Source organism: Blastococcus sp. SYSU D00922 (genome assembly GCF_054050495.1).
Window position 1 is genome coordinate 124,874 of record NZ_JBJGZL010000003.1, and the last position, 23,650, is coordinate 148,523.

A 23,650-nucleotide genomic window follows, 5' to 3' on the forward strand; every position below is an offset into this window, starting at 1 on the left:
GCGTGAGCTCGCAGCGCCCGAACCCCGCGCAGTGGGTCTGGTACGCCCTCGGCGGCGGGCTGCCGCGGGAGCTGTCGCCGTGGGTGCTGGCGGACACGACGGGGCCCACCTGGATCTGGCGGCACCTGGCCCGCGCCGCCGTCCAGCTGCTGCCGCTCCTGGTCCTGTGCCTCGTCGTCGTGCCGGTGCCGTTCGCCTACCGGGCCTCGGCCGCCGTGGGCGGCCTGCTGCTCGGCCTCCTGTTCTCGATCGCCTTCATGACCGAGACGATCGAGCACCGGGCGACGAAGGCCGGCTACCCACCCGGGACGGCGGGGCGGCTGCGGGCCGAGCGCAGCGAACGTGCCCGCGTCGAGCGCTCCTCCCCCTACCGCCGCGACGGCGCCGGCAGCTTCGACTGAAGAAGCTCTTTCGGCCTCCCTGCAGGGTCCCGCCGCGAGCTTGCGAGCGGTGGGGGGCAGGGAGGTCCTTCATCAGTCCACCCGGAAGCCGATCTTCACGGCGACCTGGAAGTAGGCGACGCCGCCGTCCACCACCTGGCCGCGGATCTCCTGGGCCTCGAACCACTCGATGTTGCGGACCGTCTGCGACGCCTTGGCGATGGCGTTGCGGATCGCCTCGTCGACGCTGACCGGGCTGCTGCCGACGATCTCGCTGAGCCTGTACACGTGGTCGCTCACGGTGCCTCCTACGTAGGGCGGGACGGTCGTCGAACCCTGGCACGCACCCGGGGCCGGTGCCTACGTACGTAGTTCTGAAGGGGCCGAATACGTCGTCCGACGGATTTGGCGAGAGCCCGCCCGCAGAAGTCTTCGAGTCGTTCCCGGACGACCTCGAAGGAGCCCCCGATGACCGCTCTCGCCCTCGCCCCCGCCCCCGCGATCCCCGCGCCCCGGCGGGCCGACCGGACCGACCTCCCGGTCGTGGACCGCCGGCACCTGCAGGCCCTCGCGGCCGGTGACGACGCCACGTGGCAGACGACGGTCCGGCGCTACGAGGGCCTGCTCCGCTCCGCGGCACGCGTCGTCCTGCGCAGCGACTCGGACGTCGACGAGGCCGTGCAGCGCACGTGGGTGCTGCTGCTGCGCAACGCCGCCCGCATCAACGACCCGGCGTGCCTGCCGGGGTGGCTGTCCACCACCGCGCGGCGCGAGGCGCTGGCGATCCTGCGGGCGCAGCAGCGCGCGGTCCCGACCGAGGACGTCGCCGAGCAGGTCGCACCCCACGACCCGGACATGGCGGCGGCGCTCATGGAGCAGGAGCTCCGCGAGGCCCTCGACCGGGCCGTGGAGAAGCTGCCGGACACCCAGCGCCGGATCGTGCAGGCGCTGCTGCGGGAGCCGGAGTCCTACGACGCGCTCAGCCAGGAGCTGGGCATCCCTCGGGGCAGCCTCGGCCCGCTGCGGGGCCGTGCTGTCAAGGCGCTGCGGGCCCAGCTGGAGCCGAGCCTGCGCTGAGCGCTACTGCTGGCCGCCGCCCGGACGCCGCTTCGCGACCACGTGCTGGATGCCCTCGCGCAGCGCACCCTCGAACGTCAGATCCGGGGTGGTGTCGACCACCTCGCGGAGCTCGCCGACGAGGTCGTCGTCGTCGAACTCGACGGAGTCCTCCCGGTCGTCACCGGGCTTGGTCAGCGAGAACTTCACGGGCGACATCGGCGTCCTTCCGCAGGTGGGAACCGGGTTACCGGGCCACTCTGGCGGCCAGTGCCGCTGCTTGTCCACGGTTGCTGACCTGGAGCTTGTGCAGGACGCGGGACACGTGGACGCCGACGGTGCGCTCGCTGATGAACAGGCTCCTGGCGATCTGCCGGTTGGTCGCCCCGGTGCCGAGCATCTCCCAGACCTCGTGCTCCCGTTCGGTCAGCCCGTAGGGCCGGTCCTCGGCCGGGGTGCGCGGCGCCGGCGCCGCGGACAGGCGGGTGCGGGCGAGCAACGCGTCGATCTCGCCCAGCAGCGGCGCGGCTCCCAGCCGATCCGCGATCTCCCTCGCCGCCGACGCCGCGGCGGACGCACGGTCGCGCCGCTTCTCCGCGACGTGGCACTCGGCCTGCCGGAACAGGCAGTACGCCTCCTCCAGCGGCCGGTCGACCGCCCGCCACAGGTCCACCGACGCCGCCCAGCCCTCCGCCCTCGCCTGGCCACGAGCCCGGTCCCGCTCGTTCCGGGCCATCCGGTGGTCGGCCGCCTGCCCCTGGTCGTCGTCGTCGGTCGGGGCCAGCCCGTCGAGCTCCTCCTCCAGGGCCGCCAGGCGTGCCTCCGCTGCGGGGTCCGCGCGGCCGGGCACGGGCCCGCGGCGATCGGCCTCGTTGCGCAGCCCGATGACCAGCAGCTCGGTGCGGAACGCCGTGTCCTGCGTGTGCGCCAGGCGGTCGAGGGCCTCGGCGACGACGCGGTGGCACCCGGCGTGGTCCCCCTCCCGCGCCAGCAGCGCGGCGGTCACCGTGGCGATCGCCGCGACGACGGTCGGCTCGTCGACGTCGCGCAGCGGGTCGGCGGCGGCCAGGCTGGCGCGCGCGCCCGCGGTGTCGCCCGTCGCCAGCCGCAGCTCGGCCCGCTCGAGGTGCAGGTGCAGCCCCTGGCCCTGCGTGACCCGCCCGTCGAGCAGCTCCGCGAGCACCTCCTCGCAGCGCCGGTACTGGCCGCGCCGGCGCAGCATGTTGGTCGCGTTGCAGGCCAGCGCCGAGCCGACCGCCAGCTCCAGGCCGTACTCCGGCAGGATGCGCAGCCCCTCGAGCGCGGCGGCGCACGCCTCCGCCGGCATGCCGGAGTACTCGTAGGCGATCATCAGGTTCGCGTAGCTGCGGCACAGCACCGCGTGGTCCTCGACATCCCGCGCCAGCCGCACTCCTTCGCGGATCACGTCGAGGCCGGACGGGTCTCCCCGGAACGCCGCGGCCGCCCCCCGGGTGGTCAGGGCGTCGGCGAGCACCGCCGTCGTGCCGTGCTGGCGGGCGGCGGCCACCGACCGCTCCGCGTACCGGACGGCGTCGTCGAACTCGGCCATGATGAACGCCGCGCGCGCCTGAGCACCCCAGACCTGGGCGTGGCAGGCGGTCACCTCGGCGTCGAGCGCCTCGGCCGCCTGGGCGTACGCGGCCCGGCTGCGGCCGGTCTGCCCGGCCTCCCAGAGGAAGCAGCCCAGCCGTTCGAGCGCGCTCGCCCGATCCGGCGCGGGGATGTGCGGGTCCTGCAGCGCCTGGTCCAGCAGGGTGACCGCGGCGGCGGGATCGCCGGCGAGCCGGGCGACGCCGGCCGCCTCCAGGGCCAGGTCCAGGTCGCCCTCGCCGTCCGGCCGCCCGAACTGCAGGGCGCGCCGGTAGTGCGCCCACGACTCCGCATACGCGTTGAGCCGGCGGGTGCTCCGCGCCGCCCGGAGGCTCCACTCGGCTGCCTGCGGCTGCGCGCCGGCCGCCTCCCAGTGCACGCTCACCGCGGCCGCCGTCACGACGTCGTCCGAGCGGTCCTCGGCCAGCGCGCGGGCCGCCCGGCCGTGCAGGTCGCGTCGCTCGAAGGGGAGCAGCTGCCCGAGCACCGCGTCGCACATGAGGCTGTGCCGGAACGCGTAGTCGGCGCCCTGGACGACGAGCACGCCGGCGCCGACGGCCTCGCGGACCGCCGCCCCGTAGCGCTCCGGCGGCAGCCCCGAGGCCCGGAAGAGGTGCTCGTCGGACACCCACAGGCCGAAGACGGCGGCGGCACGGACGAGGGCGGCGGCGTCGGGACCGAGGCGGCGCACCCGCGCCAGCAGCATGTCGGTGACCCGTCGCGAGCCGGGGTCCTTCACCAGCTCTCCCAGCAGGTAGGGGTGACCCTGGGTCTGCTCGTACCAGCTGTCGGCGTCGACGGTGTCGTCCCCGGTGAGCGCGGCGACCAGCTGCCGGGTCTCCTCGCGGTCCAGCCGCTGCAGCTCCATGCAGGTCGCCCCCGGGAGCCGGGTGAGCTCGGCGACCGCCTCCTGGACCCGAGCCAGGTGCGGGTCCTCGTCGTCCCGCAGCGTCAGCACGAGGCTCAGCCCGCGCCGCCGCGCCTGGACGGCCAGGTAGACGAGGAAGTCGCAGGTCGTCTCGTCGGCCCACTGGAGGTCGTCGATGACGATGGTGGTGGCGGTCGGCGAACCGGCCGGCGCCAGGGCGTCGGCCCAGCGCCGGATCGCACGCAGCCGCTCCTCGGCCGACTGCTCCGCCGCGTCCGAGGCGTCCGGCCAGCCTCCCCGCGCGTCGAAGATCATCTCGAGCGCAGCCAGGGGCAGTGGCTGGCCGGCCAGCTGCAGGCACGCGCCCTCGACGACCTCGGTGACGGCGCCGACGCGCTCGGCGGCCACGAGGGAGGACTTGCCGACGCCGGCCTCGCCGCAGATCAGGACGATGTGGCCGGGTTCGGCGAACGCAGCAGCGACGGTCGCCCGATGGTGCGCCCGCCCGACGTAGGGGACCCCCACCCCGATCACCCCGACATCCTGCCTGCGCGGATGCGGGTCGTCCAGGTTCTTCCGGCCCTTCCCGGACCGGATGGCGTGTGCGGGGCACGGCGATGCGGAGCCGACGAGGGGACTTGAACCCCTAACCGCCCGATTACAAGTCGGGTGCGCTACCAATTGCGCCACGTCGGCGGACGGGAACGAGTCCCGGCACAAGGATAGGGACCACCCCGGTCGGCAACCGGGTGGCCTCGGCCGGTGACGGCCTCAGGCGGCGTCGGTGCCGGCGGCCGGGTCTCCCTGCACGGGTCGTCCCTGGACGTAGTCGGCGGGATCGGTGCCCAGGGCCGGCCCCTCGGCGAGCCAGCGCGCGAAGCCCGCCGGGTCACGGCGCTCGAGCTCGTCGAGCGTCTCCTCCCGCCGGCGGACCAGCGCCTGGCGCTCGACCGGGCTGAGCCGTGCCCCCATGGCGGCGGTCGTGCGGATCCACTCCCGGCCCAGGGCCGGTGTGGAGAGCGCGGAGAGGCTCGCCGATCCCGTCGCCGTCGCAGGGGGCGGGGGCTCCACCGGGAGCCGCAGCACCTCGGCCCCGGACGTCGACCAGGACGGGCGCGCGGGCGGGCGACCCTGGCGCCGGGAGGAACGAGCGGCCCGGAGGAGCAGCCATGCGGCCAGCGCCAGCACACCGATCAGGACGGCGACGACGCCACCGGTCAGGACCGTCAGGCCGGCCAGCGCCAGCAGGCCACCCACGGTCCACGCGGCGGCCTGGACGGCGGACTCCAGGATCGGCCGGCGGTCCCGCCGCGGGATGTCCCGCGTGATGCCGACGGCGATGCACGCGGCCAGCAGCCCGGCGACCCCCACCGCGACCCGTCCGGCCGGTTGCAGGCCGAGCCCGCCCAGCACGACGAGGGCGCCGGTGCAGAGCACGCCCAGCCACCGCAGCAGCCGGGCCAGGAGTCCGCGGACGGGCACTGTCGGCCTCCAGGGCGACGGTGGGACAGAGCCCCTCCCCTACCCGCCCCGTCGCGCGGTTGCACACAGGCGCGGGAGGTCTTCCCTCCCGCGCCGAGGACGAGGACGCTCGGGGGCAGGCGGACCCAGCCGACACCCGGAGGTGCCCCATGACGACCTCGACCCCCACCGCTTCCCTCGGCGGACCGGCCCCGGCGACGCCGGAGGACGGCTCCCCCCGCGAGATCCTGGTCGGGATCGACGGTTCGGAGGTGGGACTCGGGGCCGTGCGGTGGGCCGCACGGGAAGCGGTGCGGCGCAACGCCCCGCTGCGGCTGCTGCACGCCGCCCCGTACCTCGGGTCCCCCAGCGGTGGCGCTCCACCGCCCGAACTGCCGCGGGCACGGCGCATCACCGCGCAGGCCTACACCGTCGCTCGGCACACCGACCCCGCCGTCCGCGCCTCGACCGAGGTCGTGCCCGGCGACCCGACCGACGCGCTGCTGCGCGCGGCGGCGGCCGGCCAGCTCGTCGTCCTCGGCAGCCTGGCCACGGGCGCGCCCGACGAGCTGGTGCTCGCCAACGTGGCGGTCCGGGTGGCCGCCCGCTCACCGCAGCCCGTGGTCCTCATCCCCCGCTCGCGGTCCGGGGAGCCGACCGGGCGCCCGACGGTGGCGGTGCTGGGCGTCGGCGACCGGCAGGACGACGAAGCAGTGGCCACCTTCGCCGCCGAGTCCGCCCGGGCGAACGGCACGAACCTGACGCTGGTCCAGACCCGGGCCCCGAGCCGACGGCACGCCGCCAGCTGGGTCGACGACGACGACCAGTGGCGGGAGCGCTATCCCGAGCTGACCGTGACCCGCACCGAGATGCCGAACATCGGCGCCGACCACCTCCTGCAGGCCACGTGCCCGACGCCGCTGCTGGTGATCAGCACCGGGTCCGGCAGCCTGCTGCACCGGAAGCTCGACGGCTCGCACCTCCGGCTCATGCGGCACTGCACGTCGCCGCTGGCGCTCATCCCGCCGGTGCACCGGAGGGGCACCGACCCGCGCGAGGAGATCGTCGCGCTCGGCTGACCGCCGTCCCCACCCCCCCGGGGACCCACCACCCGCCCGGCAGGATGGCGCCCCGTGGGTGCCTCCGTGGTCGACCTCGGGCCGCGGCTGGCCGTCGTCCTCGTCGTGCTGACCGCGGTCGCCGCCATCGGCGGACGGCTCTCCGGGTTGGGCCAGGACCGTCCGGTCCTGGTCGCCGCGGTGCGGGCGACCGTGCAGCTGGCCGCGGTGTCCGCGGTCCTGCTGGCGGTCGTGCGGTCGCTGTGGCTGTCTGCCCTGTTCGTCCTGCTGATGCTCACCGTGGCGACCGTGACCTCCGCCGGCCGGATCACCGGGGCGGGGCTGCGGGACAGCCGCCGGGCGCTGCCCGCCGGGTTGCCGATCGTCGTGGGCGCCCTCCCCGTCGTCGCCCTCGTCCTGGCCAGCGGCGCGGTGCCGCTGCGCGGTGAGGCGGTGATCCCGATCGCCGGGATCCTGATCGGCGGCGCGATGACCGCGACGTCCCTGGCCGGACGACGGCTGCGCGACGAGCTGACCGCCCGGCGCGGCGAGGTCGAGGCCGCCCTCGCCCTGGGGCTGCCGCGCCGCGACGCCGTCCTGCTGGTCGGGCGACCGGCAGGGGCGACCGCCCTCGTGCCCCCGCTGGACCAGACGCGGACGGTGGGGCTGGTGACGCTCCCCGGGGCATTCGTCGGCGTCCTGCTCGGGGGCGGCAGCCCGCTCGAGGCGGGGGCGGCCCAGCTGCTCGTGCTGATCGGGCTCCTGGCCGCCCAGGTGCTCGCCGTCTGGGCGGTCACGGAGCTGATCGCGCGCGGCCGACTGCTCGACGGAGTGCCGGCGTGAGCCGTCCAGGAATCTCACAGGGCGTGCACAGCGCTGCACCAGAGCGCCATCCGACAGTGGAGGCATCCGCGGCCGAACGGCTGCGCGCGAGGAGGACACCGACGTGACTGAGCACGGACACCCCACCACCCCGGGTTCCGGCACCGGCCCGGGGACCGAGCCCCGCTCCGGCGAGGCGGTGAACCCCGCTGCCCCGACGCCGTCCTACGGGTACGGCGCCTCCGGCACGTCCCCCTGGGCCGCGCCGCACACCCACCCGACGACGCCGCAGCCGCCGTCCTACCCCGGCTACGGGGGCTACCCCGCGCCGACCGTCGAGTCGCCCGCCGCGACCGAGACCACCACGGCGCCGCGCCGCGCGGGCCGGCTCCGGATCGGCCTGGCGGGCCTGGTGGCCGGCGCCCTGATCGGCGGCGGCGCCGGAGCCGGTGTGGCGACGCTGTTCGACGACCCGGCGAGCGCGTCGGGCGGCAACGCCGCCGCGCAGAACGTCGTCATCCAGGACCCGGAGACGGCGACCACCGCCACGGCCGCCGCGGCGAAAGCCGCGCCCAGCGTCGTCACCGTCTACGTGACCAGCAGCTCCGCGTCGGGCAGCGGCTCCGGCGTCGTCCTGACCGAGGACGGCTACGTCGTGACCAACAACCACGTCGTCGCCGAAGGCGGGGACGCGGAGAACGTCCAGGTGCGCACCTCCGACGGCACGCTGTACGACGCCACCGTCGTCGGCACCGACCCGGCCTCCGACATCGCCGTCCTGCGCCTCGAGGGCGCCGACGGGCTCACCCCGGCCACCTTCGCCGACTCCGACGACGTCCAGGTCGGCGACGTCGCGGTGGCGATTGGCGCCCCGCTCGGCCTGTCGAACACCGTCACCGACGGCATCATCAGCGCCACCGACCGCGCGGTCGCCACGGGTTCCACGCAGGACGACGCCACGGTCATCGACGCGCTGCAGACCGACGCCGCGATCAACCCGGGCAACTCCGGCGGCGCGCTCGTGAACGGCGCCGGCGAGGTGATCGGCATCAACACCGCCATCGCCACCGTGGCCTCCGGGGCGCCGGGCTCGCAGTCGCAGAGCGGCAACATCGGCGTCGGCTTCGCGATCCCGAGCAACACGGCCAAGCGCATCGCGCAGGAGATCGTCGAGACCGGCTCGGCCACCCGCGCCGTCCTCGGCGTCCGGGCGCAGACCGCCGCGGACGACCAGAACTCCGGCGTCGGCACCGGGGCCGAGATCGTCAGCGTCGAGCCGGGCAGCGCCGCGGCGGACGCCGGGCTCCAGCAGGGCGACGTGATCACCGCCGTCGGCGACCGCCCGGTGACGACGTCGACCGAGCTGACCGCCGCGGTCCGCAGCCAGGCCCCCGGCGCGACGGTCGAGCTGACGGTCCGGCGCGGTGAGCAGACGCAGACCGCCGAGGTCACGCTCGGGTCCACCAGCTGAGCCCCGCGGACGGTGGCGGTCGGGCCCGGTCCCTAGGCTCCTAGAGGTGCCGGACCTGACCGCCCCCCTCGCCGGCTCGCTGGACGATCCGGAGCGGGCCCGCGACCTCGCCCGCATGAAGCGGCTGGCGACCGGGCTGTTCCTGGCCGCCGCCGCCGTCTTCCTCGCCTGCGTCCTCGTGGGCGAGGACGCCGGCGCGTGGGTCGGCTACGTCCGGGCCACCGCCGAGGCCTCGATGGTCGGCGCGCTGGCCGACTGGTTCGCCGTCACCGCGCTCTTCCGGCACCCGCTGCGGCTGCCGATCCCGCACACGGCGATCATCCCGCGCAAGAAGGACCAGATCGGCGCCAGCCTCGGCACCTTCGTGCAGGAGAACTTCCTGACCCGGGCCGTCGTCGAGGAGAAGCTGACCACCGTCGACGTGCCCGGCCGGCTGGGCGGGTTCCTCGCGGCACCGGGCCGGGCCGAGCGGCTGGCCGGTGACGCCTCGGCCGTGCTGACCGCGCTCACCTCCCTGCTGCGCGACGAAGACCTCCAGCCCGCCGTCGCCTCGCTGGTCGACCGCAAGGCCCACGAGACGCCCGCCGCCCCGGTGCTGGCCCGGATCCTCGAGCTCGTCGTCGAGGGCGACCGGCACCAGGAGGTGCTGTCGGCGGCGCTGCGGCTGCTGGCCCGCTTCCTCAACGAGAACCGCCTGGTCTTCCGCGCGCAGCTGGGGGACGCCTCCCCCGCCTGGGTGCCCGACTGGGTGGACGACCGGGTGTTCGACAGGGTGTTCGCCGGGCTGCAGGGCTTCCTGGAGGAGGTCGGCGCCGACCCGCGGCACGAGCTGCGCCGTTCCTACGACGCCCGCCTGCGCGCCTACGTGCACGCCCTGCGCACCGACCCGGACACCGCGGCCCGCGTCGAGGACCTGAAGAAGGAGCTGCTCGAGCACCCGGCGGTCCGTGCCTGGTCGGGGTCGCTGTGGGCCAACGCGAAGAACGCCGTCCTGGCTGCTGCCGCCGACCCGGACTCCGAGCTGCGCGCGCGGATCGCCGCCCTCATCGGCGACGCCGCCCGGCTGCTGCAGACCGACCCCACGGTGCGCGAGCTCGTGCAGCGGCACACCCACCGCGTCGCCGGCTACCTGGTGGAGCGCTTCTCCGGCGACCTCGCCGACCTGGTCAGCAGCACCGTCGCCCGCTGGGACACCGACGAGACCAGCCGGCGCATCGAGCTCCAGGTCGGTCGAGACCTGCAGTGGATCCGGGTCAACGGCACCGTCGTCGGCGGCCTCGCCGGGCTGGTGATCTACACGATCGCCCAGCTGCTGGGGTAGCCCTGTCGCGCCGAGTGGGGCCCGGAGGGCTCCGCGCAGGCGCGACGCCGGGGCTCAGCTCAGCGGGGGGACGGCTCTTGGCCGCGGTGCGGCCCGGAGGGTCGCAGTGTCATCGCCGGGCTGCTCCGGCTGCGTAGAGGGCGATACCGGCGGCGACGCTGACGTTGAGCGACTCGGTGTCGCGGTCGATCGGGATGCGGACGACGACGTCGCAGCGCTCCCGCACCAGCCGGGACAGGCCGGCGCCCTCCGCCCCGACGACGAGGCAGACCGGGTCGGCGAAGCCGTCGTACTCGTGCAGGTCCACGTCGCCGTCGGCCGCCAGGCCCACCGTCTGCAGGCCCGACTCCTGGTACGAGCCCAGGGCGCGGGCGAGGTTGACCGCACGGGCGACCGGGATCCGCGCCGCCGCGCCCGCGCTGGTGCGCCAGGCGGAGGCGGTCATGCCGACCGAGCGGCGCTGGGGGACGACGACGCCGTGTGCGTCGAAGGCCGCCGCGGACCGGACGACGGCGCCGAGGTTGCGCGGGTCCGTGACGCCGTCCAGGGCGACCAGCAGCGGAGCGCGCCCGGAGTCGCGGGCGACGTCGAGCAGGTCCTCGGGGTGGGCGTACTCGTAGGGCGGGACCTGGAGGCCGATGCCCTGGTGGAGGGCGCCCTGCGACATCCGGTCGAACTCGGCCTTGCCCACCTCGAGCAGCGGCAGACCCCGGTCGGCGGCCAGGGCCAGCGCCTCGGTGATCCGCTCGTCGGTGGTGCGGCCGGTGTCACCGGTGACCACGTACAGCGCGGTCGCCGGGATCTGCGCGCGGAGCGCCTCGACCACGGGGTTGCGGCCGAGCAGCAGCTCGGGTGCCTCCTCGGCGCGCTGCCGGGCGCGGGTCCGCTCGGCGCGGGCCTTCGCCTCGGCGGCGGCACGTCGCTGGGCGGGGTGCCCGGGACGGGCGGCGGCCGGCGGCGTGGCACCGCGGCCCGCGAGCGAGCGGCGGTTCTTCCCGCCCGTGCCGGCGGTCGCCCGCTTCTTCCCTGCGCCGTCGCTCCGGCCTCGGCGCTGGCTGTTGCCGGCCATCAGCGGGTCAGCTCCCATCGGGTTCCCTGGGGGGTGTCCTCGACGGAGACGCCGAGGGCGGTGAGCTGGTCGCGGATCGCGTCGGCCGCGGCGAAGTCCTTGCGGGCGCGCGCCGCCTGCCGCTGCTCCAGCGCCAGTGCGACGAGACCGTCGGTGGCCTGCGCGAGGCGGTCGTCCGAGCCGCCGGCCCACGTCGCGTCGAGCGGGTCGAGCCCCAGGACGCCGAGCATCGCCCGGACGGACCCGAGGGCGCCGGCGACCGCGCCGTCGTCGCCGTCGGCGAGCGCGGTGTTGCCCTGGCGCACCGTCTCGTGGATCGCCGCGATCGCGGCGGGGGTGCCGAGGTCGTCGTCGAGGGCGGCGCTGAACTCGGCGCAGAGCACCGGAGCACCGGCGTCGACCCCGACCCGCTCGGCGGCCCGCTTCACGAACGACTCGATGCGGCGGAAGGCGACGCCGGCCTCGGCCAGCGCCTCGTCGGTGAACTCGATCGTGGACCGGTAGTGCGGCGCGATGAGGTAGTAGCGCAGCTCGATCGGGCGGACCCGGCGCACGACCTCGTCGACCAGCGCCGTGTTGCCCAGCGACTTGCTCATCTTCTCGCCGCCGAGGGTCACCCAGCCGTTGTGCAGCCAGTACCGCGCGAAGCCGTGACCGGCCGCCCGCGACTGCGCCTGCTCGTTCTCGTGGTGCGGGAACCGGAGGTCCAGCCCGCCGCCGTGGATGTCGAAGTCCGGCCCGAGGAACCGCTCCGCCATCGCCGAGCACTCCAGGTGCCAGCCGGGCCGGCCGCGGCCCCAGGGCGTCGGCCAGGAAGCGGTCTCCGGCTCTGACTCCTTCGCGGCCTTCCAGAGGGCGAAGTCGCGGGGGTCGCGCTTGCGCTCGTCGGTCTCGGTGTCGGCGGCCGCCTGCATGTCGCCGAGCTTCTGCCCGGTCAGCGCCCCGTACTCGGGGAAGGAGCGGACGTCGAAGTAGACGTCGCCGCCCGAGGCGTACGCGTGCCCGCGCTCGATGAGGCGGTCCATGAGTGAGACCATGTCCGGGATGTGACCGGTCGCCCGCGGCTCGTAGGTGGGCGGCAGGACACCGAGGACGTCGTAGGCGCGGGTGCAGGCCAGCTCGTTCGCGTACGCCCAGGCCCACCACGGCACGTCGTGCTCGACGGCCTTGACGAGGATCTTGTCGTCGATGTCGGTGACGTTCCGGACGTAGGTCACCTCGAAGCCCGACGTCATGAGCCAGCGGCGGAGCACGTCGAACGCCAGCGCGGCGCGGACGTGGCCGATGTGCGGCGGGCCCTGGACGGTGAGCCCGCAGACGTAGACGGAGACCTGACCGGCACGCAGGGGCGTGAAGTCGCGGACCGCGCGGGCGGCCGTGTCGTACAGGCGGAGGCTCACTGGGGGGAGTCTACGGAGCGCTCGCTCAGGGCCGTGCCTCGCTGGGCCCGGCCTCCCCCGTGCGGACCACGAGCGCCGTCGCGATCGCGGCCCGGCCCTCGCCGCGGCCGGTCAGCCCGAGCCCGTCCGTGGTGGTCGCGGCCACGCTGACCGGCGCACCCAGCGCCTCGGACAGGACCGCCTCGGCCTCCGCGCGGCGCGGGCCGAGCTTCGGGGTGTTCGCGACGAGCTGGACCGACGCGTTGCCGATCGTCCAGCCCGCCTCGGCCAGCACGTCGCGCACGTGCTCGAGGACCGCGACCCCCGCGGCCCCGGCCCAGCGCGGGTCGTCGGTGCCGAGCAGTCCGCCGATGTCGCCCAGGCCGGCGGCCGACAGGAGCGCGTCGGTCAGCGCGTGCGCCACCACGTCGCCGTCGGAGTGCCCGGCGCAGCCGTCGGCGCCGGGCCAGTCGAGGCCGGCGAGCCGGCACGCACGTCCCCGCTCGATCGGGTGGACGTCGGTGCCGATCCCCACGCGGGGCAGCGGGGTCACCGGTTCACCTGCCCCTCGGCGACGGCGAGGTCGTGCGCCACCGTCACCTTCGCGGCCCGCTCGTCGCCGGCCACCGTGCGCACCGGGACGCCGGCGGCGCGGACGACGGCGGCGTCGTCGGTCAGGTCGGCATCGCTGGCGAGGGCCGCGTACGCCGAGGCCAGGACGGCGCGGTCGAAACCCTGCGGTGTCTGCACCCGGCGGAGCGCCGACCGCGGCGGGGCGTCGGTGATCACGCCGTCGTCGTCCACGACGACCGTGGTGTCGACGACCGGCAGCACCGGGACGACCGCCGGGTGGCCGTCGGCCACGGCGGCCAGGACGCGGCGGACCAGGTCGGGTGGGGTGAGCGGACGGGCGGCGTCGTGCACGAGGACGACGTCGGCGCCCGGCGCCGCGGCGTCGAGCCCGGCCCGGACGGACGCCGTCCGGCTCGCGCCGCCCTCGACGAGGCGGACGTCGGCGGGCAGCGCGGCGGCGAAGGCGGCCCGGCAGCCGGACGGGATGGTCACGACGATCTCGCCGACCCCTCCGGCACGGAGGGCGTCGACCGACCAGGCGACGAGGGGCCGGCCCGCGAGGAGCACGAGGGCCTTGGGCAGATCAGCCCCCAGACGCAGACCACTCCCGGCCGCTGCGACGATGCCGACAGCGTGCACGGGAGTGGTCTGGGTGTCTCTGGGTGGAGCAGGAACCGAGCCGGAGCTCAGCTGGCGAGGACCTCGTCGAGGAGGACCTCGGCCTTGTCCTCGTTCGTGCCCTCGGCGAGCGCGAGCTCGCTGACCAGGATCTGGCGGGCCTTGGAGAGCATGCGCTTCTCGCCGGCCGAGAGGCCGCGGTCCTTGTCACGACGCCAGAGGTCGCGCACGACCTCGGCGACCTTGTTCACGTCACCCGAGGCCAGCTTCTCGAGGTTGGCCTTGTAGCGCCGCGACCAGTTGGTCGGCTCCTCGGTGTGCGGGGCGCGCAGCACCTCGAAGACCCGGTTCAGGCCTTCCTGGCCCACGACGTCGCGGACGCCGACGATCTCTGCGTTGTCAGCCGGAACGCGCACGGTCAGGTCGCCCTGGGCGACCTTCAGCACGAGGTAGGCCTTCTCGACGCCCTTGATGGTCCGCTGCTCGATCGCCTCGATCAGCGCGGCACCGTGGTGCGGATAGACGACGGTCTCGCCGACAGTGAAGCCCATGTGGATGTGACCCCTTTCGCTGACTCCAGACTACCACGGCAGACTGACCAACGGATCGGCTCCGGGCAGTAAATATGCAGGTCAGCGGCCTGACGAGGTACGGGAGAGGGGTTGACAGAGCGTGCCCGATGTGCCTCTGCGCGGTCGCGTCACGGCCTCCACCGTGCGGGCCATGGTCCTCGCGACCCACGCCGGGCCGGCCCTCGCGGTGACCACCGTGGCCACCCTGCTGGGGGTCGCGGCCGGAGTGCCCGTGGGGCGCGTGGTGCTGCTGTGCGCGGCCGTCCTCGCAGGTCAGGCGTCCATCGGCTGGAGCAACGACTGGCTCGACGCCGACCGCGACCGCACCGTCGCGCGCGCCGACAAGCCGGTCGTCCAGGGCGCCGTGACCCCCTCGCTGCTGCGCTCGGCGGCCCTCGTCTCGGTGGTCCTGGCGGTCGTCCTGTCGCTGCTGCTCGGCGTGGTGCCCGGGGTGCTGCTGCTCGTCCTGGTGGCCAGCGGGTGGGCCTACAACGCCGGGCTGAAGCGCACGGCGGTGTCGGTGGTGCCGTACGTGACCGGTTTCGGCGCCCTGCCCGCGGGCGTGGTCGCCGCCGCGCCCGGGACACCGCTGGCGCCCTGGTGGCTGGTCACCGCCGGTGGCGCGCTGGGCGCTGCCGCCCACCTGGCCAACGTCGCACCCGACCTGGAGGACGACCTGGCGACCGGCGTCCGCGGCCTCCCCCACCGCCTGGGCGCCGTGCCGTCCGCCGTCCTCGGGGCGGCACTGCTCTTCGGCGCCTCCCTGGTGCTGGCGCTGGGCCCCGAGGGCGCACCGACCGGGCTCGGGATCGCCGTCCTCGTGGTGGCCGTGCCGGCCGTCGTCGTCGCCGCGCTGGCCGGCAGCGCCCGGTTCCGGCGGCTGGCCTTCCCCGCGGTCATGCTGCTGACCGTGCTCGACGTCGTGCTGCTGCTTGCCGGGGGCGCGGCGCTGACCTGACTCAGGGGGCGTCGGTGCCCCGGAGCCGCTCCTGCTCGACGACGGCGGGGAGGTCGCGGAGGCGGTCGAGCCCCTGCAACGGCCGGCGCATGCGGTGGTTGCCGGCCAGCCGTTCCCTGGTGCGGTCGAGGAAGGCCCAGTAACCGGCGGTGTAGGGGCAGGCGTCCTCGCCGAGCCGCTTCCGCGGGTCGTAGCGGCAGCCGCCGCAGTAGTCGCTCATCCGGTCGATGTAGGCGCCTCCGGCGGCGTAGGGCTTGGTGGCCAGCGCCCCGCCGTCGGCGTGCTGGCTCATGCCGACGACGTTGGCGACCATCACCCACTCGTAGCCGTCCACGAAGCTCTCGTGGAACCAGTCGGTCATCGCCGAGGGGTCGATCCCCCGCTGCAGCGCGTAGTTACCGAGCACCATCAGGCGCGGGATGTGGTGCACCCAGCCGTCCCGGCGCAGGTCGCCGAGCACGTCGGACAGGCACGCGGCGTCCACCGCCGCGTCGTCGAGACCGGCCAGCCAGTCCGGCACCCGTGCGCCAGCCTGCAGGAAGTTCGCCTGCCGGAAGTCGCGGCCCAGGTGCCAGTACATGTGCCAGATGTAGTCGCGCCAGCCCATGACCTGCCGGACGAAGCCCTCGACGCTGTTGAGCGGCAGCAGGTCGCCCGCGGCGGCGCGGTCCCGGGCGCTCTGCTCCGTCGCGACCACCACCTCCAGCGGATCGAGCAGGCCCAGGTTCAGGGCGGGCGACAGCAGGGAGTGGGCGAGCCAGCGGTCGCCCGCCAGCATCGCGTCCTCGTGCGGCCCGAAGGCACCGAGCCGGTGCTGCAGGAAGTCCTCCAGCCGGTGCAGCGCCTCCGCGCGCGTGACCGGGAACAGGCGCGGGCCGTCGTCCCCGACGAAGGAGACGTCGCCGTCGGCCTCCCACCGGTCGAGGTCCGCGCGCACCTCCTCGTCGATCTCGTCCTCCTCCGGCCACCACGGGTCCGGGACGCCGATCCGGCCGTCTGCCGGTGGCGGCTCGCGGTTCTCGGCGTCGAGGTTCCAGCGGCCGCCCACCGGCTCGGCGCCGGTCATCAGGACGTCGTGGCGGCGGCGGGACTCCCGGTAGAAGTCCTCCATGAGCAGGCGCCGCCTCCCCCGGCCGTCGGCCCAGGCGGCGAACTCCGCCTGGGTGGTGACGAAGCCGCGAGCGGCCAGGACCCGCACGTCCCGTCGTGCCAGCACGAAGTCCCGGCTCCGCCACGAGGTCGGCGCGCAGACGCTCAGCGGTCCGGCCACCCGGTCCAGCACCTCGGCGTAGGTGCCGACCTGGTGGAACTCCGCCCGGTCCCCCAGCTCCGCGGCGCGGTGCCGCAGGGCCGACAGGACGAGGTGCGCCTTCTGGCGGTGGAACCGCCGGCGGGCCAGCACGGCGCGGGACTCGATCAGCAGGACCGGCTGGTCCGGCTCGTCGAGGAAGTGCGGGCCGAGCTGGTCGGCGAAGCACCAGCGCCGCGTCCCTGGTGCCCGGTTCGGGAAATCGGCGAGGGCCGGGTCCGCGTCGTGCGGTCCCGGCCCTCCACCCTGCTCGTCCGCGCTCGCCGCCACCGGCCCCATCGTGGGGTGGGCGGTGCGGCGGCGCGACTCAGTTGCGGCCGTTCCCCTTGCCGGAGCCGCCGCTGCCGCCCCCGTTGCCACCGCCGTGGCCACCGGCGTTCCCGGTGCCCTTGCCGCTCCCGCGGTTGCCGGACTCGGTCGTCGCGGTCGGCTGGGCGGGAGCCGTGGTCGGCTCCGCGACCGCGGGAGCGGTGGTCGGCTCGGTCTCGATCAGCTCCTCGAGCTCCACGCCGTCGACCTCCACCTCCGCGAGGTCGACGTGCTTCTGCTGCGCCCAGGTCCGGACCAGCTGCCCGAACCGGAAGCCCTCGTCGCCCCGGAGGGCGGCCGCGGCCTCGAGGGCCGCCTTGTTCTGGGCGCCCTCGCTGACCCAGGACCCGAAGGACTGCCCCTCGGCCGGGCCCTTGTCCGCCCACGCCTCGGCGTCGAACGCGTCGGCGGACGGTTCCGCGGGCGTCGTGGTGGCGACCGCCGTCGGGATGCTGGCGGCGTCCGGGGTGCCCTCGTCGTCCTGGACGGTGACGTCGGCGGTCTCGTCGCCACCCTCGATGTCGAGCGGCGTGATCGTCTCGACGACGGACGCCACGCTGTCCTGCACGGGGTCGGGCAGCACGCCGACGATGCCGGCGCCGGTCACGGCGACGACGACGGCGCCCGCACCGGCGGTGGCCTGGGCGACGGCACCGGCGGAGGCGACCTTGGCGAGGAGTGCGGGGAAGAGCATGGCGAAACGTCTCCGGTTCCGGATGCGGGCGGCCCGCCGCGAGGGCGCGCTCCCGTCCGATCTGGCCGTCCGGGCGGACGGGCTCGACTGGTCGGCGAGAAGACCGGTGGCGAGCAGTTCGGCGAGGGCCGCGTTCGGGCGACCCGGCCGGGTCGCCGTCGCGCGCACCGCCCCGGCGAAGGACGCCAGGGCGGCTCCCTCGTCGGGCACGGGCCGGCCGGCGAGGTAGGCCTCGAAGGCGTCCTCGACGGCGGGATCGTCTGCTGCTGTGGTCATCTCGCCTCCGTCATCGCCGGGAAGCCGGAAAAGGGTGCGCGGCGACGCCCACCCGCTCGGAGGAGTTCTCCAGTTCCGCCCTGAGCGCGCGCAGGCCGCGCCGTTGGAGGGCCTTCACCGAGGCCACCGAACGGCCCATGACCTGGGCGACCTGGTCGACGGTCAGGTCGGCCAGGATGCGCAGCAGCAGAACCGCCCGCTGGTCGCCGGGCAGCCCCGCGCACAGCCGCTCGACGGCGTCCGCCCCGATCCGGTCCAGCGCGTCGTCCTCGACGTCACCGCCGAGGTGAGCCGACAGGTCGCCCGGGTCGTCGACCGTCTGCGGACGCCGTCCGCGCCGCCGCCAGTCGTCCACCAGCCTGCGGTGGGCGATGGTGAACACCCAGGCGCGCAGCGCGGCCTCGTCCCCCCGGAAGCCGGCCAGGCCGGTGAACACCCCGATGAAGGTCTCGCTGGCCAGGTCGTCCGGCTCGGTGGCGCCGTGCAGCCGGAGGTAGCCGGTGACCGACGGCGCGAGATCGCGGTAGAGGGTCTCGAAGGCCCACGCGGCTCCGGCCTGGGCGGCGGCCAGCACGTCGTCGAACGGCAGCCCGGTGCTCATCGCTCCCCTTCGCGTCGTCCCGTCGTCCCCCTCCTGATCGGCAGCCGGGCCCGCCCACCGCACCCACCGTGGCGCGGGGACGGCGACGCGAGGGCGTCCGGCCTTCCCTCCGGGCGGAGCACCCGGGGTGCCCGTTAGGCTCCGGTCGACCCGCGTCACCGATCCCGGTGGCGGAGGAAGCTGTGTGGAGGTCGACGGCTGTGAACCGCGCGCTGGGCGCCGCCACTGCGGGCGTGCTGCTCCTGTCCCCCTTGGCGCTGTCCGCGTGCAGCGCGGGACAGGTCACGCAGACCAACACGCAGGAGCGCGACAAGGTCGGCGCCATGGCCCAGGTCGGTGACATCACCGTCCGCGCCGTCGAGCTCGAGAGCCCCCGGGGCGGCGCCGGCTACGAGGCGGGCGACGACGCGGAGATGACGCTCGCCATCGTCAACGGCGGCCAGGAGGCCGACACGCTCGTCGGGGTCGACGGCGAGGGCTTCGGCGACGCCGAGATCGAGAGCACGGGCTCGCCCGAGACCGGCGCCAACAGCGGCAGCAGCACGGGCACGGGCGGCTCGACCGCCACCGGCACGGGGTCCAGCGCCACCTCGGACGAGATCGAGATCCCGTCGGACACGACCGTCTTCGTCGACGGCGACGCGGCGTCCATCACCCTCACCGACCTCGACGAGGACCTGAACGTCGGGCAGTACCTCGAGGTCACCCTGTCCTTCGAGAACGCCGGCGACGTGACCGTCCTGGTCACCGTCGCCAACCCCGAGGACGTCGAGGAGCGCGGCGAGGCCTTCGACTTCCACCACGAGGAAGGTGGCTCGGAGGAGGGCACCGAGGACACCGCGCGCGAGCGGGAGTCCGCCGAGGAGGAGACCGGCGGGGAGTAACCCGCTCCTCCGTCCCGGGTCCCGGGAACTGTCGTCCCCCCGGGTTAGCGTCGCGGCGTGCCGCCCGCTGGAGTGAAATCCGCCCGTCCCGCCCACCGCTGCACCGAGTGCGGCTACGCCTCCGCCAAGTGGGTCGGTCGCTGCCCCGAGTGCCAGGCCTGGGGCACCGTCGAGGAGTTCGGCGCCCCGGCAGCCGCCCTCCGCGCCGTCGCCGCGGGCCCCGTCACCGCGCCGGCCCGCCCGATCGCGCAGGTGGAGCTGGCCGGCGCGCGCGCCGTGCCCACCGGCATCACCGAGTTCGACCGCGTGCTGGGCGGCGGTCTCGTGCCGGGCGGCGTCCTGCTCGTGGCGGGCGAACCCGGCGTCGGCAAGTCCACGCTGCTGCTCGAGGTGGCGCACCGGGTCGCCGCGGGCAACGGCCCCGCACTCGTGGTCTCCGGCGAGGAGTCCGCCGGCCAGGTGCGGCTGCGCGCCGAGCGCATCGGTGCGCTGCACGAACGGCTCTACCTGGCCGCCGAGACCGAGCTGTCGGCGGTCCTGGCGCACATCGAGCAGGTGAACCCCACGCTGCTGATCCTCGACAGCGTCCAGACCGTCCGCTCCCCCGGTGAGGGCACGGACGGCGGGGCGACCCAGGTCCGCGCCGTGGCCGGCGCGCTCACCGCCGTCTCGAAGGCGCGCGGGATGACGACGATCCTGGTCGGCCACGTCACCAAGGACGGCGCCATCGCCGGCCCGCGCACCCTCGAGCACCTCGTCGACGTCGTCATCTCCTTCGACGGCGAGCGGCACTCCACGCTGCGCCTCATCCGCGCGGTGAAGAACCGCTTCGGCCCGGCCGACGAGATCGGCTGCTTCGAGATCGGCGACGCAGGGGTGGTGGGCGTGCCCGACCCCTCCGCGCTGTTCGTGTCCCGCCGCACCGCGCCGGTGCCCGGCAGCTGCGTCACCGTGACGATGGAGGGCAGCCGCCCGCTCCTGGCCGAGGTGCAGGCGCTGGTGGCCGGCTCGAGCGGGGGCGGCTCCCCTCGCCGGGCGGTGAGCGGCCTGGACTCGCAGCGGGTCGCGATGGTGAACGCCGTCGTGGAGCGCCGGGGCGGGGTGAAGCTCGCCGACGCCGACGTCTTCGCCGCGTCCGTGGGTGGTGTCCGCATCGGCGAGCCGGCAGCCGACCTGGCGCTGGCCCTGGCGATCGCCTCGGCCGCCAAGGACCGCGCGCTGCCCGAGGGGATGGTGGCGCTCGGCGAGGTGGGCCTGTCCGGCGAGATCCGCCGCGTCGGCGGAGCCGGCCGGCGCCTCGCGGAGGCGGCCCGACAGGGCTACCGGACGGCGCTGGTGCCACCGGACGCCGGCGCCGCCCCTCCCGGGATGCGCCTGATCGAGGTCCCGGACCTGGGCGCCGCCTTCCACCGCCTGTTCTAGCTCTCTAGAGTCTCGTTTCAGCGTGCCGATTCCGGCGCTGGGCGGGACCCGAGCAGGGACCCCGCACGGTGCGGGCACGTAGACTCAGCCGCCAGCAGCATTTCGACCGTCAGGAGCGCTCGTGCCCACCGAGGTGGACCCCGAGGTCGCGTTGCGCGAGCTCCTCGGCCGAATCGCCCCGGGGACGGCGCTGCGCGACGGTCTGGAGCGCATCCTGGCCGGTCGCACCGGCGCCCTCATCGTCCTCGGCTACGACCGCGTGGTCGAGTCGCTGTGCACCGGCGGCTTCGCCCTCGACGTGGCGCTGTCTGCCACCCGGCTCCGCGAGCTGGCCAAGATGGACGGCGCGGTGATCGTCTCCTACGACGGCACCCGGATCGTGCGGGCCGGCGTGCACCTGATGCCCGACCCGACGATCCCCACCGAGGAGTCGGGCACCCGGCACCGGACGGCCGAGCGCGTGGCCCTGCAGACCGGCTTCCCGGTGATCTCGGTGAGCCAGTCGATGCACATCATCAGCGTCTACGTCGCCGGCCGGCGGTACACGCTCGAGCACCCGACGACGATCCTGGCGCGCGCCAACCAGGCCCTGGCCGCCCTGGAGCGCTACAAGCTGCGCCTCGACGAGGTGGCCAGCACGCTGTCCGCGCTCGAGATCGAGGACCTCGTGACGGTGCGCGACGCGATGAGCGTCAGCCAGCGCCTGGAGATGGTGCGGCGCATCGCCGACGAGATCGAGGGCTTCGTCGTCGAGCTGGGTACCGACGGCCGCCTGCTCGCGCTGCAGCTGGACGAGATGCTGGCCGGCGTCGAGGAGGACCGCGGGCTGCTGGTCCGCGACTACCTGCCCGGCGGCGGGCGTCGTCCCCGGACGATCGACCAGGTGCTCACCGACCTGCGGGCCCTCACCGCCACCGAGCTGCTCGACCTGTCGGCCGTCGCCCGCTGCTACGGGCTGCCCACGTCGCCGGATGCCCTCGACTCCCCCGTCAGCCCGCGTGGTTACCGGCTGCTCAACCGGGTGCCGCGGCTGCCGTCGGGGATCATCGACCGGTTGGTCGACCACTTCGGCGGCCTGCAGAAGCTGCTCGCAGCCACCATCGAGGACCTGCTCGCCGTCGAGGGCGTCGGGGAGGCCCGCGCCCGGGGCATCCGCGAGGGCCTGTCGCGGCTCGCCGAGACCTCGATCCTCGACCGCTACAGCTGACCGCCCGCGGCGACGGCTGAGCCCCGGTCCGCTCAGCCGAGGGTGAGCGTCGCGTCCGCCGACACCTTGGTGTCCAGCCGGCCGCGCAGCACGTACGTGCCGGGCGCGGGGGTGTCCCGCGGCGCCGTGCAGCTGGGCTCGCTGGTGAGCCCACCCCAGACCAGCGCCATCGAGACCACCTCGCCGGGCGCGAGGGTGCGCAGGTCGCTGCTGGCCTCCGGGAAGCAGTCGTTGCTGCCCCACACCCGGTTGCCGGCCGTGTCGAGCAGGAGGATCTCCTGCAGCCCCTTGTCGAGCGCCCGAACGCAGGGCACCGCCGAGAGGTTCGCGACGGCCAGCTCGAAGGTCGGCTTGCTGCCCACGGCGGCGCTCGCGGGGGCACGCACCTCCAGGCCCAGCATGTCGTCGGTGCAGGGCCCACCCGCGGCCGGTGCCGGAGCAGGGGCGGCCGTCTCGGCCGCGGTCGCCGCCACGGGCGGCGGATCGGGTGTCGCGACGGCGCTCAGCGACGGGACCACGCGCTCCAGGGCCGGCTCCGGGACGGTCGCGTCCGACGCCGCGGCGTTCCCCCCGTCCCGGTTCACGAGCAGGGTGAAGCCCAGCCATCCCGCGCCACCCAGGACCGCCAGCAGCACGACCAGCACGACGGCCCGGCGACGCCAGTAGACGTGCGAGGGCAGCTCGCCGACCGGGTGCCACACGCCTGGAACGGTAGTGGGCGGCCTCGGGGCGGGTCGGCTCGGCACGCCGCTCCCGGCGGACGGCAGACTGGTCTCCCGTGACCGCTGCCCCGGAGTCCCCGCGCGTGGCGGGCGAGGCAATCGTCGACTGGTACGCCACCGCCGCCCGCGACCTCCCGTGGCGTCGGCCCGGCGTCGACGCGTGGGCGGTGCTGGTCAGCGAGGTGATGCTCCAGCAGACGCCCGTGGCCCGCGTGGAGCCGGTGTGGCGGGACTGGATGGCCCGCTGGCCGACGCCGGCCGATCTGGCCGCCGTGGCCCCCGCCGACGTCATCCGCGCGTGGGGCAAGCTCGGCTACCCGAGGCGGGCCCTGCGGCTCCGGGAGGCCGCCGTCGCGGTGGTGGAGCGGCACGGAGGCGTCGTCCCGGCGGACGTGGCCGCGCTGGAGGCGCTGCCGGGCGTGGGCACCTACACGGCCCGGGCAGTCGCCTGCTTCGGGTACGGGCAACCGCAGCCGGTCGTGGACACCAACGTGCGCCGGGTCGTGGCCCGGCTGCTGCACGGCCGCGCGGAGGCCGGCACCGCCCGGGCCTCCGACCTCACCGACATCGCGGCGCTGACGCCGCCGGACCCTGCGCGGGCGACCCGGTTCTCCGTGGCCGCGATGGAGCTCGGCGCGCTCGTCTGCGTCGCACGGACCCCGCGGTGCGGCGACTGCCCGGTCCGCGACCGCTGCGCCTGGCGGCTGGCCGGGGCGCCCGCGCACGCGGGCCCGGCCCGCCGGGTGCAGAAGTTCGCGGGTACCGACCGGCAGGTCCGCGGGCGGCTGCTCGACGTCCTGCGGGCGGCGCACGAGCCGGTGGACGCCGCGGCGCTCGAGCGGGCCTGGGACGACCCCGTGCAGCGCAGCCGGTGCCTGGACTCGCTGCTCACCGACGGGCTGGTCGAGCAGACCGACGACGGGCTGTTCCGCCTCCCGGCTTGACCCGCGCCGAGATCCCGCGATCTCGGCGCCTCACCCCCGCCGATGCGCCGAGATCACGGGATCTC

Annotated in this window: 24 protein-coding genes and 1 tRNA gene; 11 read left to right on the top strand and 14 right to left on the bottom strand. The window is 75.3% G+C overall.

Translation table 11 applies throughout. The features are described 5' to 3' along the window. Positions 1-2: 2 nt before the first annotated feature. On the top strand, positions 3-401 hold the full coding sequence (locus tag ACI78T_RS05510; protein ID WP_456557079.1) for a DUF5313 family protein: 399 nt from the start codon (positions 3-5) through the stop codon (positions 399-401). 72 nt (positions 402-473) lie between these two features. On the opposite strand, the gene ACI78T_RS05515 is transcribed toward ACI78T_RS05510, so the two are convergent. Beyond that, the gene (locus ACI78T_RS05515; RefSeq protein ID WP_456557080.1) at positions 474-680 is read right to left on the bottom strand and encodes a dodecin; all 207 of its coding nucleotides are present in this window, start codon (positions 678-680) and stop codon (positions 474-476) included. 168 nt (positions 681-848) lie between these two features. On the opposite strand from ACI78T_RS05515, the gene ACI78T_RS05520 reads away from it, so the two are divergent. Next, complete coding sequence (locus ACI78T_RS05520; protein WP_456557081.1) at positions 849-1,457, top strand: RNA polymerase sigma factor; 609 nt, start codon at positions 849-851, stop codon at positions 1,455-1,457. A gap of 3 nt (positions 1,458-1,460) precedes the next feature. On the opposite strand, the gene ACI78T_RS05525 is transcribed toward ACI78T_RS05520, so the two are convergent. The 4 genes from ACI78T_RS05525 to ACI78T_RS05540 form a co-directional block, all read right to left on the bottom strand. Beyond that, positions 1,461-1,655 (bottom strand): hypothetical protein, encoded by a 195-nt coding sequence (locus ACI78T_RS05525; RefSeq protein WP_456557082.1) that lies wholly within the window; start codon positions 1,653-1,655, stop codon positions 1,461-1,463. Between the two features lie 28 nt (positions 1,656-1,683). Next, on the bottom strand, positions 1,684-4,449 hold the full coding sequence (locus ACI78T_RS05530) for a helix-turn-helix transcriptional regulator (protein WP_456557083.1): 2,766 nt from the start codon (positions 4,447-4,449) through the stop codon (positions 1,684-1,686). Between the two features lie 89 nt (positions 4,450-4,538). Further along, a tRNA-Thr gene (locus ACI78T_RS05535) sits at positions 4,539-4,611 on the bottom strand. A 75-nt stretch (positions 4,612-4,686) separates the two neighbouring features. Further along, positions 4,687-5,397, bottom strand: a complete 711-nt coding sequence (locus tag ACI78T_RS05540) for a hypothetical protein (RefSeq protein WP_456557084.1) — start codon at positions 5,395-5,397, stop codon at positions 4,687-4,689. 149 nt (positions 5,398-5,546) lie between these two features. On the opposite strand from ACI78T_RS05540, the gene ACI78T_RS05545 reads away from it, so the two are divergent. The 4 genes from ACI78T_RS05545 to ACI78T_RS05560 all read left to right on the top strand — a co-directional run bounded on the left by ACI78T_RS05545 (position 5,547) and on the right by ACI78T_RS05560 (position 10,048). Beyond that, positions 5,547-6,455, top strand: coding sequence for a universal stress protein (locus ACI78T_RS05545; protein WP_456557085.1), 909 nt, complete (start codon positions 5,547-5,549; stop codon positions 6,453-6,455). Between the two features lie 54 nt (positions 6,456-6,509). After that, the gene (locus ACI78T_RS05550) at positions 6,510-7,277 is read left to right on the top strand and encodes an ABC transporter permease (protein ID WP_456557086.1); all 768 of its coding nucleotides are present in this window, start codon (positions 6,510-6,512) and stop codon (positions 7,275-7,277) included. 103 nt (positions 7,278-7,380) lie between these two features. Continuing rightward, a complete protein-coding gene (locus tag ACI78T_RS05555; protein WP_456557087.1) occupies positions 7,381-8,727 on the top strand; it encodes a trypsin-like peptidase domain-containing protein in 1,347 nt (448 codons plus the stop codon). Positions 8,728-8,773: 46 nt separating this feature from the next. Continuing rightward, entirely contained in the window at positions 8,774-10,048 is a 1,275-nt protein-coding gene (locus tag ACI78T_RS05560) for a DUF445 domain-containing protein (RefSeq protein WP_456557088.1), read from the top strand. 109 nt (positions 10,049-10,157) lie between these two features. Here ACI78T_RS05560 and rlmB read toward each other — a convergent pair whose 3' ends face one another. Genes rlmB through ACI78T_RS05585 form a run of 5 tightly spaced genes read right to left on the bottom strand, consistent with a single transcriptional unit; the run spans position 10,158 to position 14,238 of the window. Then, positions 10,158-11,135: a 23S rRNA (guanosine(2251)-2'-O)-methyltransferase RlmB gene (rlmB, locus tag ACI78T_RS05565; RefSeq protein ID WP_456557089.1), complete on the bottom strand. Its 978-nt coding sequence runs from the start codon at positions 11,133-11,135 to the stop codon at positions 10,158-10,160. Continuing rightward, the gene (gene cysS / locus ACI78T_RS05570; protein ID WP_456557090.1) at positions 11,117-12,517 is read right to left on the bottom strand and encodes a cysteine--tRNA ligase; all 1,401 of its coding nucleotides are present in this window, start codon (positions 12,515-12,517) and stop codon (positions 11,117-11,119) included. Before cysS ends, rlmB begins: the two co-directional genes overlap by 19 nt. A 25-nt stretch (positions 12,518-12,542) precedes the next feature. Further along, positions 12,543-13,049 carry a 2-C-methyl-D-erythritol 2,4-cyclodiphosphate synthase gene (gene ispF, locus ACI78T_RS05575; RefSeq protein ID WP_456557091.1) on the bottom strand — a complete coding sequence of 169 codons (507 nt, stop codon included), beginning with the start codon at positions 13,047-13,049 and terminating at the stop codon, positions 12,543-12,545. Further along, entirely contained in the window at positions 13,046-13,708 is a 663-nt protein-coding gene (ispD, locus tag ACI78T_RS05580; protein ID WP_456557092.1) for a 2-C-methyl-D-erythritol 4-phosphate cytidylyltransferase, read from the bottom strand. The genes ispF and ispD overlap by 4 nt, the downstream gene beginning before the upstream one ends. A gap of 47 nt (positions 13,709-13,755) precedes the next feature. Then, the gene (locus ACI78T_RS05585) at positions 13,756-14,238 is read right to left on the bottom strand and encodes a CarD family transcriptional regulator (RefSeq protein ID WP_026857724.1); all 483 of its coding nucleotides are present in this window, start codon (positions 14,236-14,238) and stop codon (positions 13,756-13,758) included. 172 nt (positions 14,239-14,410) lie between these two features. Between ACI78T_RS05585 and ACI78T_RS05590 the strand changes: the two genes are divergently transcribed. Continuing rightward, on the top strand, positions 14,411-15,217 hold the full coding sequence (locus tag ACI78T_RS05590; RefSeq protein WP_456557093.1) for a UbiA family prenyltransferase: 807 nt from the start codon (positions 14,411-14,413) through the stop codon (positions 15,215-15,217). A gap of 1 nt (position 15,218) precedes the next feature. Here the strand turns inward: ACI78T_RS05590 and ACI78T_RS05595 are convergent, their stop codons facing one another. Genes ACI78T_RS05595 through ACI78T_RS05605 form a run of 3 tightly spaced genes read right to left on the bottom strand, consistent with a single transcriptional unit; the run spans position 15,219 to position 18,406 of the window. Then, positions 15,219-16,796 carry a cryptochrome/photolyase family protein gene (locus tag ACI78T_RS05595; RefSeq protein ID WP_456557094.1) on the bottom strand — a complete coding sequence of 526 codons (1,578 nt, stop codon included), beginning with the start codon at positions 16,794-16,796 and terminating at the stop codon, positions 15,219-15,221. A gap of 37 nt (positions 16,797-16,833) precedes the next feature. Next, a complete protein-coding gene (locus ACI78T_RS05600) occupies positions 16,834-17,805 on the bottom strand; it encodes a hypothetical protein (RefSeq protein ID WP_456557095.1) in 972 nt (323 codons plus the stop codon). A 10-nt stretch (positions 17,806-17,815) separates the two neighbouring features. Continuing rightward, the gene (locus tag ACI78T_RS05605; RefSeq protein ID WP_456557096.1) at positions 17,816-18,406 is read right to left on the bottom strand and encodes an RNA polymerase sigma factor; all 591 of its coding nucleotides are present in this window, start codon (positions 18,404-18,406) and stop codon (positions 17,816-17,818) included. Between the two features lie 200 nt (positions 18,407-18,606). On the opposite strand from ACI78T_RS05605, the gene ACI78T_RS05610 reads away from it, so the two are divergent. The 3 genes from ACI78T_RS05610 (at position 18,607) to disA (ending at position 21,919) form a co-directional block, all read left to right on the top strand. Next, positions 18,607-19,290: a hypothetical protein gene (locus ACI78T_RS05610; protein ID WP_456557097.1), complete on the top strand. Its 684-nt coding sequence runs from the start codon at positions 18,607-18,609 to the stop codon at positions 19,288-19,290. 57 nt (positions 19,291-19,347) lie between these two features. After that, complete coding sequence (gene radA / locus ACI78T_RS05615) at positions 19,348-20,712, top strand: DNA repair protein RadA (RefSeq protein WP_456557098.1); 1,365 nt, start codon at positions 19,348-19,350, stop codon at positions 20,710-20,712. A gap of 121 nt (positions 20,713-20,833) precedes the next feature. Next, positions 20,834-21,919: a DNA integrity scanning diadenylate cyclase DisA gene (gene disA / locus ACI78T_RS05620; protein ID WP_142027640.1), complete on the top strand. Its 1,086-nt coding sequence runs from the start codon at positions 20,834-20,836 to the stop codon at positions 21,917-21,919. 32 nt (positions 21,920-21,951) lie between these two features. Here the strand turns inward: disA and ACI78T_RS05625 are convergent, their stop codons facing one another. Beyond that, the gene (locus ACI78T_RS05625) at positions 21,952-22,620 is read right to left on the bottom strand and encodes a MucR family transcriptional regulator (RefSeq protein ID WP_456557099.1); all 669 of its coding nucleotides are present in this window, start codon (positions 22,618-22,620) and stop codon (positions 21,952-21,954) included. A 77-nt stretch (positions 22,621-22,697) separates the two neighbouring features. Here ACI78T_RS05625 and ACI78T_RS05630 point away from each other — a divergent pair, with 77 nt between their 5' ends. Beyond that, positions 22,698-23,585: an A/G-specific adenine glycosylase gene (locus tag ACI78T_RS05630; RefSeq protein WP_456557100.1), complete on the top strand. Its 888-nt coding sequence runs from the start codon at positions 22,698-22,700 to the stop codon at positions 23,583-23,585. Positions 23,586-23,650: the final 65 nt, after the last annotated feature.

What these genes read in the sequence shown, in the direction of transcription:
- ACI78T_RS05520 (WP_456557081.1), top strand. Translation starts at nt 849, where the DNA reads ATGACCGCTCTCGCCCTCGCCCCCGCCCCCGCGATCCCCGCGCCCCGG.
- ACI78T_RS05525 (WP_456557082.1), bottom strand. Translation starts at nt 1,655, where the DNA reads ATGTCGCCCGTGAAGTTCTCGCTGACCAAGCCCGGTGACGACCGGGAG.
- ACI78T_RS05545 (WP_456557085.1), top strand. Translation starts at nt 5,547, where the DNA reads ATGACGACCTCGACCCCCACCGCTTCCCTCGGCGGACCGGCCCCGGCG.
- rlmB (WP_456557089.1), bottom strand. Translation starts at nt 11,135, where the DNA reads ATGGGAGCTGACCCGCTGATGGCCGGCAACAGCCAGCGCCGAGGCCGG.
- ACI78T_RS05585 (WP_026857724.1), bottom strand. Translation starts at nt 14,238, where the DNA reads ATGGGCTTCACTGTCGGCGAGACCGTCGTCTATCCGCACCACGGTGCC.
- ACI78T_RS05590 (WP_456557093.1), top strand. Translation starts at nt 14,411, where the DNA reads ATGGTCCTCGCGACCCACGCCGGGCCGGCCCTCGCGGTGACCACCGTG.
- ACI78T_RS05600 (WP_456557095.1), bottom strand. Translation starts at nt 17,805, where the DNA reads ATGACCACAGCAGCAGACGATCCCGCCGTCGAGGACGCCTTCGAGGCC.
- ACI78T_RS05605 (WP_456557096.1), bottom strand. Translation starts at nt 18,406, where the DNA reads ATGAGCACCGGGCTGCCGTTCGACGACGTGCTGGCCGCCGCCCAGGCC.